The 17,102-nt window shown below is 73.2% G+C and carries 8 protein-coding genes; 5 read left to right on the top strand and 3 right to left on the bottom strand.

Annotation, left to right across the window (positions count from 1 at the left end):
* Positions 1–102: 102 nt before the first annotated feature.
* Positions 103–4,065 (bottom strand): beta-N-acetylglucosaminidase domain-containing protein, encoded by a 3,963-nt coding sequence (locus O1G21_RS12630; RefSeq protein WP_270143386.1) that lies wholly within the window; start codon positions 4,063–4,065, stop codon positions 103–105.
* Between the two features lie 253 nt (positions 4,066–4,318).
* Here O1G21_RS12630 and malQ point away from each other — a divergent pair, with 253 nt between their 5' ends.
* Both malQ and O1G21_RS12620 read left to right on the top strand, forming a co-directional pair.
* Positions 4,319–6,451, top strand: a complete 2,133-nt coding sequence (gene malQ / locus O1G21_RS12625; RefSeq protein ID WP_405000632.1) for a 4-alpha-glucanotransferase — start codon at positions 4,319–4,321, stop codon at positions 6,449–6,451.
* 61 nt (positions 6,452–6,512) lie between these two features.
* The gene (locus tag O1G21_RS12620; protein ID WP_270143384.1) at positions 6,513–6,737 is read left to right on the top strand and encodes a hypothetical protein; all 225 of its coding nucleotides are present in this window, start codon (positions 6,513–6,515) and stop codon (positions 6,735–6,737) included.
* Between the two features lie 139 nt (positions 6,738–6,876).
* On the opposite strand, the gene pepN is transcribed toward O1G21_RS12620, so the two are convergent.
* A complete protein-coding gene (gene pepN, locus O1G21_RS12615) occupies positions 6,877–9,456 on the bottom strand; it encodes an aminopeptidase N (protein ID WP_270143383.1) in 2,580 nt (859 codons plus the stop codon).
* Between the two features lie 144 nt (positions 9,457–9,600).
* Positions 9,601–11,271 (bottom strand): outer membrane protein assembly factor BamB family protein, encoded by a 1,671-nt coding sequence (locus tag O1G21_RS12610; protein ID WP_270143381.1) that lies wholly within the window; start codon positions 11,269–11,271, stop codon positions 9,601–9,603.
* Positions 11,272–12,018: 747 nt separating this feature from the next.
* Here O1G21_RS12610 and O1G21_RS12605 point away from each other — a divergent pair.
* The 3 genes from O1G21_RS12605 (at position 12,019) to O1G21_RS12595 (ending at position 17,092) form a co-directional block, all read left to right on the top strand.
* A complete protein-coding gene (locus O1G21_RS12605; protein ID WP_270143379.1) occupies positions 12,019–13,197 on the top strand; it encodes an ROK family transcriptional regulator in 1,179 nt (392 codons plus the stop codon).
* A gap of 268 nt (positions 13,198–13,465) precedes the next feature.
* Positions 13,466–15,370, top strand: a complete 1,905-nt coding sequence (gene dxs / locus O1G21_RS12600; RefSeq protein ID WP_270143378.1) for a 1-deoxy-D-xylulose-5-phosphate synthase — start codon at positions 13,466–13,468, stop codon at positions 15,368–15,370.
* A 195-nt stretch (positions 15,371–15,565) separates the two neighbouring features.
* Positions 15,566–17,092 (top strand): ArnT family glycosyltransferase, encoded by a 1,527-nt coding sequence (locus tag O1G21_RS12595; RefSeq protein ID WP_270143376.1) that lies wholly within the window; start codon positions 15,566–15,568, stop codon positions 17,090–17,092.
* Positions 17,093–17,102: the final 10 nt, after the last annotated feature.

The raw sequence follows: 17,102 nt of genomic DNA, 5'->3' as shown, positions 1-17,102 counted from the left end.
CCGTCACACCGTCGGTACGCGCCTCATGGGCCGCCGCGGCCCCCCGCGAAGGGGAGCCCGGCGGCCCGCCGCATTTTGGGGAGCCGACGGGTCCGGCTACCGCTACGGCTTCGTCACCGGAGGCGCGACCGGGGCGACCGGTGCGACCGGCGCGACCGGCGCCCCGGATGCCCCCGGCTGGCCGGGCTGCCCCGGCTGGTTGGCCGGCGGCTGCGTCGGCGCGGCCGGAGTCGTGACGGCGTACAGCTCGATGCCGTACAGCGAGTAGCCGAACTTGGTGGCCCGCGCCACGCCCTGCATCCGGACGTACCGGACGCCCGGCGCGTCGAAGCGCACCGTCTCGTCGCCGCCCTTGCCGTTGTCCACCGTCGCCGCGTCCGTCCAGCTGCTGCCGTCCGCCGAGACCTGGATCTTGTACGAGGAGGCGTACGCGGACTGCCAGTGCAGCACCGCCGAGCCCAGGTGGGCCGTCTGCGGCAGCGCGAGCTGCACCCAGGCGTCGTCCTTGGCCGGCGAGGACCAGCGGGTCTTCGGGTCCCCGTCGGTGACCGCCGAGGCCGGGAAGTTCGGCGTCTCGTCGCCCGAGGAGCTGGCCTGCGCGCCGAGCGCCAGGTCCGGCCCGCCGGTCGGCGGCACCACGTGCACCTGCAGCACCTGCTTCACGGTGGTGCCGCCCGCCACGAACGACACCGGCACCTGGTACGTCCCGGCGGGCGTCCCCGACGCGGCGGCGACCAGCAGCGGCACCCCCACCCGGCCGCCGCGCGGCACGGTCACCGCCCCGGACGGGGTCACGGTCAGGCCCTTGGCGGCGGCCGGCACCTCGGTGCGCAGCTCGCCGGTGGTGCCCTCGGGGCGCCCGGCCTCGACGGTGGCCTGGGTCTTGGCGGGCGAGGCGGCGCCGATGACCACGTCCAGGGCCGGGTCGGTGAGGCTCAGCCGGGCCGCCGGGGCGTCCGCGTACCAGGGGATGACCTGGTTGACCACCGGCGGGTCGCCGCCGGGCTTCCAGGTCAGCCGGAACGCGTCGGCGAGCTGCCCGCCGGCCGGCAGCTCGTTGTAGCCGGGCTGCACGGTGCCGATGTCCACCCAGCTGCCGTCGGAGCGGCGCACCGCGACGGTGGCGGTGGCGTGCACGGTCGGGTCGGTCAGCACGGTGAGCCGGTCCAGCGGACGGGCGCTGCCGAGCTCGACGGTGAGCGGCTCGTCCAGCGCGGTGGGCGGCGCGGCGGCGCGGTACGCGGTGTCCGGGTTGCCGTCCAGGACGGCCGCGGCCGAGGAGCCGGGCAGCGCGGCCGGCCCGCCGGAGACGCTGGCCGGGGACTCGTCCGGGGCGGTGACGGTGAACTCGCGCACCGCGACGGCGGTCTTCTGCGCGGCGGTGGCCCGCAGCCGTACGGCCCGCACCACGGTGCCGGCCGGCAGCTGGGCGCTGACCGTCTTCTGGTTCTTCACCACGGCGAGCTGCTGCCAGCCGCCCTCGCCGGTGGAGTACTCCAGCACGCCGTCGCGGATGTAGTCGTCCACGGCGTTCTGCGCGTCCGGTCCGTCGCCCCAGCCGCCCATCAGCACGGTGACGCCGCTGATCGGCCGGCCCGCGCCGAGGTCGACGCCGACCGAGTCGCCGGGCTGCGGGGGAGCGGAGCTCCAGTAGAAGGTGTCGGCCTGGCCGTCGGTCATCAGCGCGGGCATGTGGTCGTGCGCGGTGCCCATGCTGGTGGTCGGGGTGACCCCGCCGCTGACCACGCCGGACCAGTTGTCGGCGGCGCGCACGGCGCGGTCCAGGAACGGGCCGAGCACACCCGCGCCGATCGTCGCCGGGGCCTGGGCGAGCTGCGCGCGCAGCCGGTTGAGCTGCACCCGGGCCTTCCAGGCCGCCGCGCCGTCGCCGCCGTGCTGGGCCAGCAGCATGTCCAGCGCGGCCTGCCCGGCCTGCCCGTAGTCGCGCAGCGGGCCCAGCCAGGGGCCGGCCTCGGCGGCCAGCTGGGCGGTGGCCTGGGTGCCGGCGAGGGTCTCCTGGGCGCCCGCCATCGCGGTGAAGGCGTTCCGCAGCGGGGCCGCCGCCGCGATCAGCTTGGTCAGGTCCGGGGCCGCGCCGGAGGTGGGCTCGGCATTGGCCCAGAACTGGTCCAGCAGCGGTTGCAGGTAGCCGGACTCCTGCTTGGCCAGCGGGGAGGAGGTGCTGTTGCCGGCCAGCGCGGTGACGGCGGACAGCGCCGACCCGGCGGGCGTGGCGGCGGCGCCGGTCGGCCCGGCCAGCGAGCGCACCGCGGCCTGCCAGGACTGGTCGGGCTGGTAGCCGGTCGGGTTCCAGGCGAAGTCGCCGGCCGTGGCGAGGGCTATCCGGGAGGCCACCGGCTGCTGCATCGCGCCGGTCAGCAGCACCGCGGAGCGGGTCGCCACCTCCGGCTCGCGGCCGGTGTAGGCGCCGAGGAAGAGCCGGTCCGGGCTGGCGTCGTTGACCGGGTAGTTGTCCATGGTGACCAGCGGGTGCCCGTACAGGCTGCCGGTGTCCGAGGTCTGGGCGCCGGTGATCTTCTCCGGGATCACCCCGCCGCCGCTCCAGGCCACCTGCACGCCGGTCGGCAGCGCGTCGGCCAGCGCCTTGCGGTACGGCGTGGGGCCCTGCTTGTGGTACTCGGTCGGGACGACGGACAGCGGTGCCAGGCCCGGGTTCTTCGCGATCAGCCGGTCCTGCACCTTCTTGACCAGCGCGGCCTGGGCCTTGGCGGCGGCGGCCGGACCGGTGCCGTACTCGTCGCGGTCGTCGCCGCAGTGCCACTCGTCGTAGCTGACGTCCAGGAACTGCAGCTGGAACGCGGTGAAGCCGAGCTTGCGCAGCCCGTCCAGCTTCCTGACCAGCGCGTCGACGTCGTCGTCCGAGCTGAAGCAGAGGGACTGCCCCGGGTCGATCGCGTAGCCGAGGGTGACGTGGTTCTGCCGGGCCCGGTCGCCGAGCGCGCGCAGGTCGGACTGCTGGTCGGCGGGGTAGGCGTCGCGCCAGCGGCTGAGCCGGAACGGGTCGTCACCCGGGGCGTAGAGGTAGAAGTTCTGCTTGGAGCGGCCCAGGAAGTCCACCTGGTCGAGCCGCTGCTGGGCGGTCCACGGGGTGCCGTAGAACGCCTCCGCGGTGCCGCGCACCGCCGCGCCGCTCGGCCAGTCCCGCAGCGTGATCCCGGGCAGCCCGAGCCCGGCCGCGCCCGGCCCCTGGCCCTGCCCGGCCGGTACGGCGGCGAGCAGCTGGCGCAGGCTCTGCGCGGCGTAGAAGGTGCCGGCCGCGTCCGCGCCCGCCAGAACCACCGCGCCGTACGTCCCGCCGCCCCGGGCCGGCAGCTGACCGGCCGCCAGCACGTAGCCGCCGGCCGGCATGCCCGCGGTGGAGGGCGCGGTGCCGTCCTTGCCGGCGGCCGCGGCGGTCAGCTGGCGCAGGGTCCGGTCCACCTCGCCCTCGGCGCCCTCGGCGGGACCGCCGATGTACACCACCAGCGAGCCGGCGGCCGGCGTCCCGCCGTCCGCCTGCGGGGTCACGTCGGTGGCCCCGGCGATGGTCAACACCTCGCGGACGGCGTCCACCGCGCCCCGGTCGGCCTTGGGCGCGGTCACCAGCGTCACGGCGGCCGGCACGGTGACCGGCTTGCCCGCCACGGTCTGTTCCTGCGGGTGCGGGAACACCTGCGGGTTGGTCACGCTGCCCAGCGGCGTCTGCGGCGCGGTGCTCACCACGTCCGTTCCGGGCGTCGCCGCGTACGCGGTCGACGGCAGCGGCCCGGCCAGCAGCCCGCCGACCACCGCCGCGGTCACCACCCCGGCCGCGATCTGCATCGCCCGCCGCCCCGGCCGCCCGGCCGCACGCTCCGCCCGCACCGATGCCAACAGCGGCTCCGTCCCCTTCAGATCGGCGATCACCCGGTCCGCGGTCTTCGGCGCCAGCTGACGGCACGTCCGCGCCGTCGCCCGGCGGGCCGCCAACGCCGCCGGATGGTGCAGCACCTCGCGCAGCGCCGGAGTCTGCTCCAACTGCTGCCGCAGCCGCCGCCCGGCCACCACGGACACACGGGCTTGCACAGGGGCCTCCTCGCCAGGCCTGGACCACAATGCGAGCAACCCCACCAGCTACCCAACCCGGTGTCAACGTCACCGACGGCTATGCCGACTTTGCGATGAAATCTCCCATTTTTCTGACCGTCCGTCACCTTTCGCGTCGGCGGCCCCGCCGATCGGCTCCGCGCTCCCGTGTCGCGCTGGGTGATCGAGGCGTCACCCGGGTAGGACTTGGGAGTCCTGACCGGGCGTTGCCGAGACATCGCAGGAGCCGCGAGTGGCCGCTTACCACGACAGTGACGGAGCCGACGGACTGAAGGTCCCATCGCAGGACGCGCCGCCGCCACCCGCCGAACTGCTGGCGCTGGCGCAGGCGTACGGGGTGGACGCCCGGTACCCGGGGCCGGGCGGGCAGGCGGTGGGGGCACGGACGCTGGTGGCGGTGCTGGGGGCGCTGGGGGTGGCGGCGGGGTCGCCGGAGGAGGTGCGGGAGGCGCTGGAGCGTCACCGGGCCGAGCAGCAGGCCCGGTTGCTGCCGCCCTGCGTGGTGGTCCGGCAGGGGCGGCGCAACGCGCTGGACGTGCCGGTCGACGCCCGGCTGCACATCGAGCTGGAGGACGGCGGCAGTTGGGAGCTGCCGCGCGGCCACTCGCACTGGCTGCCCGCCGACCTCCCGCTCGGGCGGCACACCCTGCGAGCGGAGAGCAACAACAAGAACGAACACGCACCGCTCATCGTCGCCCCCGAGAAGCTCCCCCAACTCCCCGGCCGCAGCTGGGGGTTCCTCGCCCAGCTGTACTCCGTCCTGTCCGACCGCTCCTGGGGCATGGGCGACCTCGGCGACCTCGCCGAACTGGCCGAGTGGGCGGGCGCCGGCCTCGGCGCGGGCTTCGTGCAGATCAACCCGCTGCACCAGGCCCTCCCCGCGACGCCCGGCACGCCCTCCGATCCGTCCCCGTACCGCCCCTCCTCCCGTCGCTTCGCCGACCCGGTGCACCTGCGGATCGAGGCCGTCCCCGAGTACGCCTACCTCGACGCCGAACAGCGCCGGCAGGCCGACGACCTCGTCCGCCGGGCGGCCCGCCTGCGCGACGAGGTCCTCGCCCACGACGGCCTGGTCGACCGGGACGCCGTCTGGGCGCTCAAGCGCGAGGCCCTGGAACTCCTCCACGAGGTCCCGCGCGGCCCCGGCCGCCAGGCGGCGTACGAGGCGTTCCTGCGGCGCGAGGGCGAGTGGCTGCGCCGGAACGCGCTCTGGAACGCCCTGGCCGAGGCCCACGGCGCCGACTGGCACCACTGGCCGAAGGACTTGCGTCACCCGAACGGCCCACAGATCGAGCGGGCGGCGAAAGAACTCGAAACACAGGTCGAGTTCCACCGCTGGCTCGCCTGGCAGGTCGACCAGCAGCTCGCCCACGCCCAGGGCACCGCCCGAGAGGCCGGCATGCCGGTCGGCCTGATCCACGACCTGGCCGTCGGTGTCCACCCGGACGGCGCCGACGCCTGGGCGCTCCAGGACGTGCTGGCCGGCGGCATCTCGGTCGGCGCCCCGCCGGACGCCTTCAACGCCCACGGCCAGGACTGGGGCCTGCCACCCTGGCGCCCGGACGCCCTGGCCGCAGCCGGCTACGCCCCGTACGCGGAACTCCTGCGGGCGGCCACCCGCCACGCGGGCGCCCTGCGGATCGACCACGTGATGGGCCTCTTCCGCCTCTGGTGGGTCCCGAACGGCCACCCTCCCACCGAGGGCGCCTACGTCCGCTACGACGCCGAGGCGATGCTCGGCGTGCTCGCCCTGGAGGCCCACCGGGCCGGCACGGCGGTGATCGGCGAGGACCTGGGCACGGTCGAGCCGGGCGTACGGGAGGAGCTGGCGGCCCGGGGCATCCTCGGCACCTCCGTGCTCTGGTTCGAACGGGACTGGCAGGCCGGCGGCGGCATCCTGCCCCCCGACCGCTGGCGCCCCGGCTGCCTGGCCACCCTCACCACCCACGACCTGCCGAGCACCGCCGCCCGGCTCTCCGGAGAGCACGTCGAGCTGCGGCACCGGCTCGGCCTACTGGCCCGCCCACTCCCCGAGGAGCAGCAGGAGGCGGCCGCCGAGCTGGCCGACTGGCGGGCCGAACTGACGGCTCTCGGGCTGCTCACCCCGGGCGAGGAGCTGTCGATGCCGGTGCTCTACCGCTTCCTCCGCTCCACCCCGGCGGAGCTGGTCGGCGTCTGGCTGCCGGACCTGGTCGGAGACCCGCGCCCGCAGAACCTGCCCGGCACGTGGGACCAGTACCCGAACTGGCGCCTCCCGGTCGCCGACGGCGCGGGCGATCCGGTCACCCTCGACCGCCTCGCCGCCACCCCCACCGCCCGCCTCCTCGCCCACCTCCTGGCCCCGCCGCACCCCCGGAACCGGTAACCGGAACGGCGGGCGCCACCCCGACGCGCGCCCTCCCGTAAGCGGCGGGTAAGTTGGAAACGTGGACAAGAGGAACGCTTTGCGAGCCGGCGCGGTCTCCGCAACGGTCACGCTGATGATGCTGCTGTCGTCGCCCGCCATGGCCCTCACCAGGGACGACGGTGACGACCCGGGTGCCGGCCTGAGCGTCGGCCAGACCATCGGCCTGTACGTGCTGATCCCGCTCGCCGCGTTCGCGATCATCGCGGGCCTGGCGGCCATGCCGTACGGCAAGAAGAAGAAGTAGCCGCGCCGCGTCCGCCAAGGACCCGCACGCACAGTCCACCGAGGACCCGCACGACCCCGAAGGGGCGCCGGACGACCAGTCGTCCGGCGCCCCTTCGGGCATTCAGGGTTCAGGCATTCAGAGCCCGGTCAACGAAGGGTCAGCGGCCCCCGGCCGCCTTGTCGACCGCCTGGGCCTTGAGCGCGCGCTCGATCCCGGCCCGGGCCTCGACCACCTGGCGCCGCAGCGCCGGCGCCGGCTCCGCCGAGGCCAGCCAGGCGTCCGTCGCGTCCAACGTCGCCTGGGACACCTGCAGCGCCGGGTACAGCCCGACGATGATCTGCTGCGAGATCTCGTGGCTGCGGGTCTCCCAGATTCCCTTCACCGCGGCGAAGTACTTCTCCGCGTACGGCGCCAGCAGCTCCCGCTGGTCCGACTGCTGGAAGCCGGCGATCACGGCCTCCTGCACATAGTTGGTCAGCTTGTCGGACTCCACCACCGAGGCCCAGGCCTGCGCCTTCGCCTCCGCGGTGGGGCGGGAGGCGCGGCAGGTGGCCGCGTGCTCCTGGCCCGCCGCGGTGTTGTCGCGCTCCAGCTCCGCCACGACGGCGGCCTCGTCGGCGCGGCCGGTGGCGGACAGCCGGGTCAGCAGCGTCCAGCGCAGCTCGGTGTCCACCGCCAGGCCCTTGATCTCCATCGAGCCGTCCAGCAGCCCGGCCAGCAGGTCCAGCTGACCGTCCGTGCGGGCGACCGCGGCGAGGGTGCGGGCCCAGGCCAGCTGGTGGTCGCTGCCGGGCTCGGCGGCGCGCAGGTGCTCCTCGGCGGCGGCGGCCCAGCGGGCGAGGCCCTGCTCGCGCCAGTCCGGGTCGGCGTAGGCGTCCAGGGCCAGCTTGACCTGGCGCTGCACCGACTGCACGACGCCGATGTCGGTCTCCCGCCCGATGCCGGACAGCGCCAGCGACAGGTAGTCGCGGGCGGCCAGCTCGCCGTCGCGGGTCATGTCCCAGGCGGAGGCCCAGCACAGCGCGCGCGGCAGCGAGTCGGTGAAGCCGCCGAGGTTCTCGGTGACGACGGCCAGCGAGTCCTCGTCCAGCCGGATCTTGGCGTACGTCAGGTCGTCGTCGTTCAGCAGCACGACGGCCGGCCGGTGTCGCCCGACCAGCTCCGGCACCTCGGTGCGCGCGCCGTCGAGGTCCAGCTCGATCCGGTCCGTCCGCACCAGCGAGCCGTCGACCAGCTCGTACAGGCCGATCGCGATCCGGTGCGGCCGCAGCACGGCCTCGCCCTTGGCGCCGGCCGGCAGCGCCGGGGCCTCCTGCAGCACCGTGAAGGACTCGATCTCACCGTCCGTGTTCAACACGACGGACGGCCGCAGCACGTTGATGCCCGCGGTCTCCAGCCACGCCTTGGACCAGGCCTTCAGGTCCCGCCCGCTGGCCTCCTCCAGCGCCCCGAGCAGGTCGCTCAGCCGCGTGTTGCCCCAGGCGTGGCGCTTGAAGTACGCCTGCACGCCCTGGAAGAAGGCGTCCTGGCCGACGTACGCCACCAGCTGCTTGAGCACCGAGGCGCCCTTGGCGTAGGTGATGCCGTCGAAGTTGACCTGGACGTCCTCCAGGTCGTTGATGTCCGCCATGATCGGGTGGGTGGACGGCAGTTGGTCCTGCCGGTAGGCCCAGGTCTTCATCTGGTTGGCGAACGTGGTCCAGGAGTGCGGCCACTTGGAGCCGGGGGCCTCGGCCTGGCAGACGGCCTCGGCGAAGGTCGCGAAGGACTCGTTGAGCCAGAGGTCGTTCCACCACTCCATGGTGACGAGGTCGCCGAACCACATGTGGGCGAGCTCGTGCAGGATCGTCGCGGCCCGCGCCTCGTAGGCGGCGTCGGTGACCTTGGAGCGGAACACGTACTGGTCGCGCAGGGTGACGGCGCCCGCGTTCTCCATCGCGCCGGCGTTGAACTCCGGGACGAAGAGCTGGTCGTACTTGGCGAACGGGTACGGGTAGTCGAACTTCTCCTGGAAGTAGTCGAAGCCCTGCTTGGTGACCGCGAAGATCGCCTCGGCGTCCAGGTACTCGCGCATCGAGGGCCGGCAGTAGACGCCCAGCGGCACGCGCTGCTCGCCCTTCTCGTAGGCGTCGAAGACGCCCACGTACGGGCCCGCGACGAGCGCGGTGATGTAGCTGGAGATCCGGCCGGTGGGCTCGAACTTCCAGACCTGGGTGGCGCCTTCGCCGACCGGCTCGGGGGTGGGCGAGTTGGAGACCACGACCCAGCCGGTGGGGGCGGTCACGGTGAAGGCGAACGTGGCCTTCAGGTCCGGCTGTTCGAAGTTCGCGAAGACCCGCCGGGCGTCCGGCACCTCGAACTGGGTGTACAGGTAGGTCTCGTTGTCGACCGGGTCGACGAACCGGTGCAGACCCTCACCGGTGTTGCTGTAGGCGCAGTTGGCGACCACCCGCAGCTCGTTCTCGGCGGCCAGGCCGGGCAGCGGGATGCGGCTGTCGGCGAAGCTCGCCGGGTCGAGCGGGGTGCCGTTGAGGGTGATCTCCTCGACGCTCGGGGCGACGAGGTCGATGAAGCTGTCGGCGCCGGGGGTCGTGGCGGTGAACCGGACCACGGTCGTGGACCGGAAGGTGCCGCCCTCGCGGGCCGAGCCGAGGTCGAGCTCGATGTCGTACGCGTCCACCCGGATGAGGTCGGCCCGGGTGCGGGCCTCCTCGCGGGTCAGGTTGGTGCCGGGCACTCGCTGCACTCCTTCGTCAGGCTGATGGACCGAATCCTCGCATGCCCGAGGGGTGCCCCGACCGGATAAACCGAAGGCGGGGCGGCCCCGGGACCATCGGCCCGGACCCGCCCCGCCCTTGCTGGGGACGTCAGTCTCCCGACGTCACTTCGACCACTTCGTCAGCGGCGGCGCGTAGCCGCTGTTGCGACGGTAGGCGATCACCTGGCTGTTGTCGTCGGGAATGAAGTACTGGACCATGCTCATCCCGATGTCCAGGCCGTTCGGCATCGACATGGTGCCGATGTCGCTCATCGAGCCGTCGTTCGGCGACAGCGCGACCAGCTTGGCCGGCTTGTCGTAGCCCTGGCCGACGATGGCCCGGACCTTGCCCTCCTTGGTGGTGCCGGGGACCAGCCGCATGTCGTCGCTGGACGACGGGGCGCTGACGGCCCAGAGGCGCTTGCCGGTGCCCAGGTCGTACGCGTTGATGCCCGACTTGCCGCCGTCGATCTGGACGTACAGCGTCTTGCCGACGACCACGTTGTTGCTGACGGGGTCGGACTGGCCGGACAGGCGCAGGCTGTCCGAGCCGGCCTCCTTGGTCGACATCGGGTTTCCGGGCTTGTAGCTGTCGTCGAACGGCAGGATGTAGTCGCCGTTCGTGCCGCCGGACATCAGGACCACCAGCGGCTGGGTGCTGATGACCGCGTCGATGCGCTCGATCTGGCCGTTGAGCGGGATCGCCTGGCTGACGGGATTGCCGGTCTCGGCGTTGACGACCTGCAGCACCGACTTCTGGAGGCCGGTGTCGTAGCAGCGGTCGCTGGCCGCGATCACGGAACCGGCCGCGGCGCCGTACACGCTGCAGTCCTTGCCGCGCCCCTTGAACTGCCAGACGGACTGTCCGTTGTCGATGTTCAGCGCGCCGAGGGAACCGACGGCGACCACCTTGTCGGTGACGCTCAGGGCCGGGTTGGACAGCTTGTCCGGGGTGGCCTTGACGCTCCAGAGCAGCTTGCCCTGGGCGATGTCGACGGCACCGATGGTGGAGCAGTCGTAGTCACCGGTGTTGAAGGAGACCGCGATGATGTTCTTGGCGTTGCGCGAGCGGGAGGCGGTGCACAGCTCCTTGCTGCCGGACGGCACCGGGACGTTCCAGGCCTGCTTGCCGTCCGCCAGGTTGTACGCCCGAATGCCGGTGGTGTCCGCGCGCACGGCGAACGAGTCGGAGCCCGAGGTGGAACCCCAGACACCGAGCAGCTGCGAGGACGAGTCCGCGTTGGGGTCCTTGTCGGTGTTCCAGGCGATCTTGTACGTGGCGTTGGACGAGTCGGGCGTGGTGCTGCCGGTCGTCCCGCGGGTTCCGCCGGCGGAGGTGCTGGTACTGGTGCCGCCCGAGTCGGCCACGGGGCCCGGGTTCGGGTTGGGCTTGGGGCTCGGCTGGAGCAGGACGACCAGTCCGATCACGATGGCGATCGCCAGCACGCCGCCGATGATCCCGCCCCACAGCATCACGGGGTTGCGCTGCTTGGGAGCTGCGGGCACCGGCACACCCGGGTAGGTGTACCCGGCCTGCTGCTGGTAGTCGTACCCGTAGCCCTGGGAGGCGTCCGGCGTGGCGTAACCGCCCCCGGGCACCGGGTCGTACGGGCCGATCGGCGCACCGGGAGGCGGCGTCTGCGCGGGGAACCCGCCGACCGCGGTCGGCGCGTACGCCGCGTAGTCGGCACCGCCCATCGGCGGCTGCGCCGGCGGTGCGGGCGGCTGGGCCGGCGGCGGCGGGCCGACGGGCGCGGCCTGACCCGGGATCGCCGAGCCGTCGAGCTGTGTCATCTGGTCCGCGACGGCGGCAGGATCCACGCCGCCTGCCGGGCGCCCGAACGAAACGCCCCGGTTTTCCTGCGGGCCGCTGCCGGCTGCGTCGCCCGCACCCGGCGTAGGGTGATCCCCTGCCATCTGATTCCCCGTCATGTCTGGAAGCGTCCCCCTGCCGGTACCGTCCACGGTCCGGTGGGACGGGTGAGATTCGGCACCATGGTAGTGGCGGGTGGTTTTCGGTCGTTGCCAGGACCACCCACCCCGGCCCCAGGGCCCCCTGACCGCGCAACACTTTCACCGCCCCAGCACCCCGCCCCCACCTCCCGAGCCGACCCAGGCAGTCGGGGCGCGCAGGGCAAAGCCCGCGTGCCCCGGCCCCTTCCCCCTCGTGGGCGCGCGGGCTCCGCCTCGTCCACCTCCCCCACCTCCCCCCACCACCACCCCCCACCACCCGACCAGGCGAGAGGGACGTGCTGCGGGAGGGGCGGTGGAGGGGGTGGCCCGGAGAGGGGCGTTGCGGGTGATTTTCAGACTGCCAACGGTCTCAACACCCCACCCACAGAGTCGGCAGTCGGAAAATCATCCAGCCCCCGGAGCGGCCACCCCCGGAACCGCCCCGGCCACCCACCCTCCCGAGAGCCCCCAACCCTCCCGAGAGCCCCCAACCCCCACCCCAACCCCCACCCCAACCCCCGAGCCGTAGGCTTCAGGAGTTGAAGGGGACACCCGCCGGAGGGTTCCCCACCCCTGGGAGGGTGGATCATGTCGACGGACACACCGGGCTCACAGTCGTCCCTGCACCGGGCGAACCTGGAACGGGTGCTCCGCGCGGTGCGGATGGCCGGCTCGCTCACCCAGGCCGAGATCGCCCGCGGCACCGGCCTCTCCGCGGCCACCGTCTCCAACATCGTGCGGGAACTGAAGGAGAGCGGCACCGTCGTGGTCGCCGACACCTCCTCCGGCGGCCGCCGCGCCCGCAGCGTCTCGCTCAGCGGCGACGCCGGCATCGTGGTCGGCATCGACTTCGGCCACACCCACCTGCGCGTCGCCGTCGGCAACCTCGCGCACCGGGTGCTGGCCGAGGAGAGCGCCCCGATCGACGTGGACGTCTCGGCCGCGCAGGGCTTCGACCGGGCCGAGGCGATGGTCGAGCGGCTGCTGGAGCAGGCCGGGTTCCGCCCGGAGAAGGTGATCGGCGTCGGCCTCGGCGTGCCTGGCCCGATCGACGTGGAGACCGGCGCGCTCGGCTCGACCGCGATCCTGCCCGGCTGGACGGGCATCGCCCCGGGCCGGGAGCTGGCCGAGCGGCTCGGCATGCCGGTGCACGTGGACAACGACGCCAACCTGGGCGCCCTCGGCGAGCTGGTCTGGGGCGCCGGCCGCGGCCTGAGCGACCTCGCGTACATCAAGATCGCCAGCGGCGTCGGCGCCGGCCTGGTGGTCAACGGCCAGATCTACCGCGGCCCGGGCGGCACCGCGGGTGAGATCGGGCACATCACCCTGGACGAGGCCGGCCCGGTCTGCCGCTGCGGCAACCGCGGATGCCTGGAGACCTTCGTCGGCTCCCGCTACCTGCTCTCGCTGCTCACCTCCACCCTCGGCCCGGACCTCTCGCTGCCCCGGGTGGTCGAGCTGGCCCACCAGGGCGACCTCGGCTGCCGCCGGGTGATCGCCGACGCCGGCCGCCAGATCGGTACGGGCGTGGCGACCCTGTGCAACCTGCTCAACCCGCGCCGGGTGATCCTCGGCGGCGACCTCGCCGAGGCCGGTGAGCTGGTGCTCGCCCCCATCCGCGACTCGGTCGCCCGCTACGCCATCCCCAGCGCCGCCCGTCAGCTCTCGGTCGTCCCCGGCACCCTCGGCGGCCGCGCCGAGGTGCTCGGCGCGCTGGCCCTGGTGATGAGCGAGATGGGCGAGTCCGGCGCCCTCGGCCGCCACTGACCTCCCCCGCGACCACCCCAGCGCCGGACTCAGCCACCCCTTGACGAGGAACACTCGTTCGTCACCGCGGATTGACCAGCACCCCCCGACCGACCTCCCGGAATGGCGGTAACCAACCTGTGGCACCGGGCGCGCCGCTCGGTGTCCGGCAAGCGGACATTAGACTCGACCGGTCGGTACCGGCCGCGACCACCGGCCTGCCGCCGGACCGGGCAGCGACGCCCGTCGGACCGTCCGTGGTCCGCGAACACTGAACGAGGAGGAACGGGTGGCCCTGCTGACCCGCATTCGGGGACCGCGCGATCTCGACCGGCTCACGCCCGGACAGCTGGCCGCACTGGCCCAGGAGATCCGGACCTTCCTGGTGACCGAGGTCTCCAAGACGGGCGGCCACCTCGGCCCCAACCTCGGCGTGGTGGAGCTCACCATCGCGCTGCACCGGGTGTTCGACTCCCCGCGCGACCGCATCCTCTTCGACACCGGCCACCAGAGCTACGTCCACAAGCTGCTCACCGGCCGCCAGGACTTCTCCCGGCTGAAGATGAGCGGCGGCCTGTCCGGCTACCCGTCCCGCGCCGAGTCCGAGCACGACGTGATCGAGAACTCGCACGCCTCCACGGTCCTCTCGTACGCCGACGGCCTGGCCAAGGCCAACAAGATCCAGGGCAAGGCGGACCCGGTCGTCGCCGTCATCGGCGACGGCGCGCTCACCGGCGGCATGGCCTGGGAGGCGCTCAACAACATCGCCGACGCCAAGGACCTCCCGGTCGTCATCGTCGTCAACGACAACGAGCGCTCCTACTCGCCGACCATCGGCGGCCTGGCCAACCACCTCGCCACGCTGCGCACCACCCAGGGCTACGAGCGCTTCCTCTCCTGGGGCAAGGAGGCCCTGCAGCGCACCCCGGTGGTCGGCCAGCAGCTGTTCGAGACGCTGCACGGCGCCAAGAAGGGCCTCAAGGACTTCATCGCCCCGCAGGGCATGTTCGAGGACCTCGGCCTCAAGTACATCGGCCCGATCGACGGCCACGACCTGACCGCGCTGGAGTCCGCGCTGACCAAGGCGCGCGGCTTCGGCGGCCCGGTGATCGTGCACTGCCTCACCGAGAAGGGCCGCGGCTACCACGCCGCCGAGAACAACGACGAGGACCGCTTCCACGCCGTCGGCGTGATCCACCCGGACACCGGCCTGCCGGTCAAGAACTCGGGCAAGGACTGGACCTCGGTCTTCGGCGAGGAGATGGTCGCGCTCGGCCACGAGCGCGAGGACATCGTCGCGATCACCGCCGCGATGCTCCACCCGGTCGGCCTCGCCCCCTTCGCCAAGGCGTTCCCGGACCGCATCTTCGACGTCGGCATCGCCGAGCAGCACGCCGTCACCAGCGCCGCCGGCCTGGCCACCAACGGGCTGCACCCGGTGTTCGCGGTGTACGCGACCTTCCTGAACCGGGCCTTCGACCAGGTCCTGATGGACGTCGCGCTGCACAAGCTGGGCGTCACCTTCGTGCTCGACCGGGCCGGGGTCACCGGCACGGACGGCGCCTCGCACAACGGCATGTGGGACATGTCGATCCTCCAGGTCATCCCGAGCCTGCGGCTGGCCGCCCCGCGCGACGCCGACCAGGTCCGCGCCCAGCTGCGCGAGGCCGTCCTGGTCAAGGACGCCCCGACGGTGGTCCGCTACTCCAAGGGCACGGTCGGCCCGGCCGTCCCCGCGGTCGGCCGGGTCGGCGGCATGGACGTGCTGCGCGCCGCCGAGGAGCCCTCCGGCGCCCACCGCGCCGACGTGCTGATCGTCTCGGTCGGCGCGATGGCCCCGGTCAGCCTGGAGGTCGCCGACCTGCTGGCCGCCCAGGGGATCACCGCCACCGTGGTGGACCCGCGCTGGGTCAAGCCGGTGGACCCGGCCCTGCCGGGCCTGGCCGCCGAGCACCGGGTGGTCGTCACGATCGAGGACAACGGCCGGGTGGGCGGCGTCGGCGCGACCGTCGCCCAGGCGCTGCGGGACGCGGACGTGGACCTGCCGGTGCGCGACTTCGGCATCCCGCAGGAGTTCCTGGACCACGCCAGCCGGAACGAGATCATGGCCGAGATCGGCCTGAACGCCCCCGACATCGCCCAGCGGGTGACCGCCCTGGTCGCCAAGCTGGACGCGGCGCCGGTCGAGGCCTGAGACGGCGCTCGGCGGAACGGGCCGGGAGTCGGTCGCTCCCGAGCCCCTGCTCCCTGAGCCCCCTGCTCCTAGCCCGTTCCGCCGACGACCGATTGTCGTAACCCTGTAACAGTTCGTCATGAAACAAGCTGACAATCGCACTGAATAGCGGGACCGGCGCCATCCGCGCCGATCCCGCCCGGTAGGTTGTCAATCGTGCCGACCCCCACCCGCCTCCGCCTCGCCGGACTGGCCGAGCGCCTGCCCGAGCGCGCCCGTACCCACCTTCGTCAGGGGTACTGGACCAGGCTGGTGCCGGTGCTCGCGCTGGTCGCGCTGGCCACCCACGTCCCGTCGTTCGCCCGGCCCGTCTGGAGCCCGGACGAGGGCTTCCTGGCCACCCAGGCCCGGATGCTCGCGGACGGCGGGGTGCTCTACGACACCGTCGTGGACCGCAAGCCGCCACTGCTCCCCTGGCTCTACCAGGCCTGCTTCGCGGTCTTCGGCTCCGCCTCGCTCTGGCCGCTGCGCACCCTCGCGGTGGTGGCCCACCTGGTCACCGCGATCCTGCTGGCCTCGATCGCCCGCGGCCGCTGGGGCAACCGGGCCGGGGCCGGCGCCGGACTGCTCTACCTGCTGGTCTCCATCGGGCTCTCCCCGGAGGACACCCAGGCGGCGACCTTCGAGGTCTTCATGCTGCCCGCGATGGTGGCCGCGTTCCGCTACGCCGAGCGCCGCCGCTGGCTGGCCGCGGGCATCGCGGTCGCGCTCTGCTCGCTGACCAAGCAGACCGGCGGAGCGGTCCTGCTGCCGGTGCTCTGGATGCTCCTGCAGGACGCCCGCCGACGAGGGGTGCGCTGGCCGCCCGCGCTGTTCAAGATCGGGTTCGGCTTCGCGGTGCCGATAGCCCTGGTCGCGGTCATCCTGACCAAGCCCAAGGGCTTCCTCTTCTGGGTGGTCACCGGCAGCGGCGACTACGCCTCCTTCGGCGGCGCCTGGCTGCAGATGCTCGGCCGGGCCTTCGGCAACCTGGGCATCCTGGCCGCGGCGGGCCTCGGCTTCCTGTACCCGGTCGGCCGCCGGCTCTGGCTCGAGTACCGCCAGCGCCCGCTGCCGGTGGCCGGCGCGGAGCACGGCTCGACCACGGACCTCTGGGTCTGGCTGCTCTCCTCGGTCGTCGCGGTCAGCGTGGGCTTCCACTTCTTCGGCCACTACTACCTGCAGCTGATGCCCCCGCTGGTGCTGCTGGGCACCGGGGCGGTCGCCACCTCGGCGATCCGCTGGAAGCCCGTCCTGGTGTACACCACGGTCGCCGCCACCGTGTTCTGGGGCCTGGCCCTGGGCTGGCCGGGGGAGCAGATGAGCCGCAACACCGAGGTCGCCACCGCGGTCGCCGCCCAGACCACCCCCAAGGACACCGTGCTGGTCTGGGGCATGCACCCCGAGCTGTACTGGCTGGCCGACCGCAAGCCCGCCAGCCGCTACCTGACCGCCGGCTTCCTCACCAACTACAGCGGCGGCAAGGACGGCAGCCCCAACGTGGGCGAGCAGTTCAGCGTCAACAACGCCTGGCAGACCTTCGACAAGGAGCTCGCCAACGGCCTGCCCGAGGTCTTCGTGGACGACTCCGGCATCGCCCCGTACCAGCCGGTGCTGGTCCCCCGGATCGAGAACCTGCTGGACACCCACTACGAGATGATCGGCGTCATCGGCGACACCGTCGTCTACCGCCTCAAGCACTGAGGCCCGAAAG

Source organism: Kitasatospora cathayae (assembly GCF_027627435.1).
GTDB lineage: Bacteria > Actinomycetota > Actinomycetes > Streptomycetales > Streptomycetaceae > Kitasatospora > Kitasatospora cathayae.
Note: the sequence above shows the minus strand (reverse complement) of the source record. Positions and strands in the feature narration are given on the sequence as shown.

Coding starts and splice junctions, on each gene's coding strand:
- O1G21_RS12610 (WP_270143381.1), bottom strand. CDS start 11,271: ATGACACAGCTCGACGGCTCGGCGATCCCGGGTCAGGCCGCGCCCGTC.
- O1G21_RS12605 (WP_270143379.1), top strand. CDS start 12,019: ATGTCGACGGACACACCGGGCTCACAGTCGTCCCTGCACCGGGCGAAC.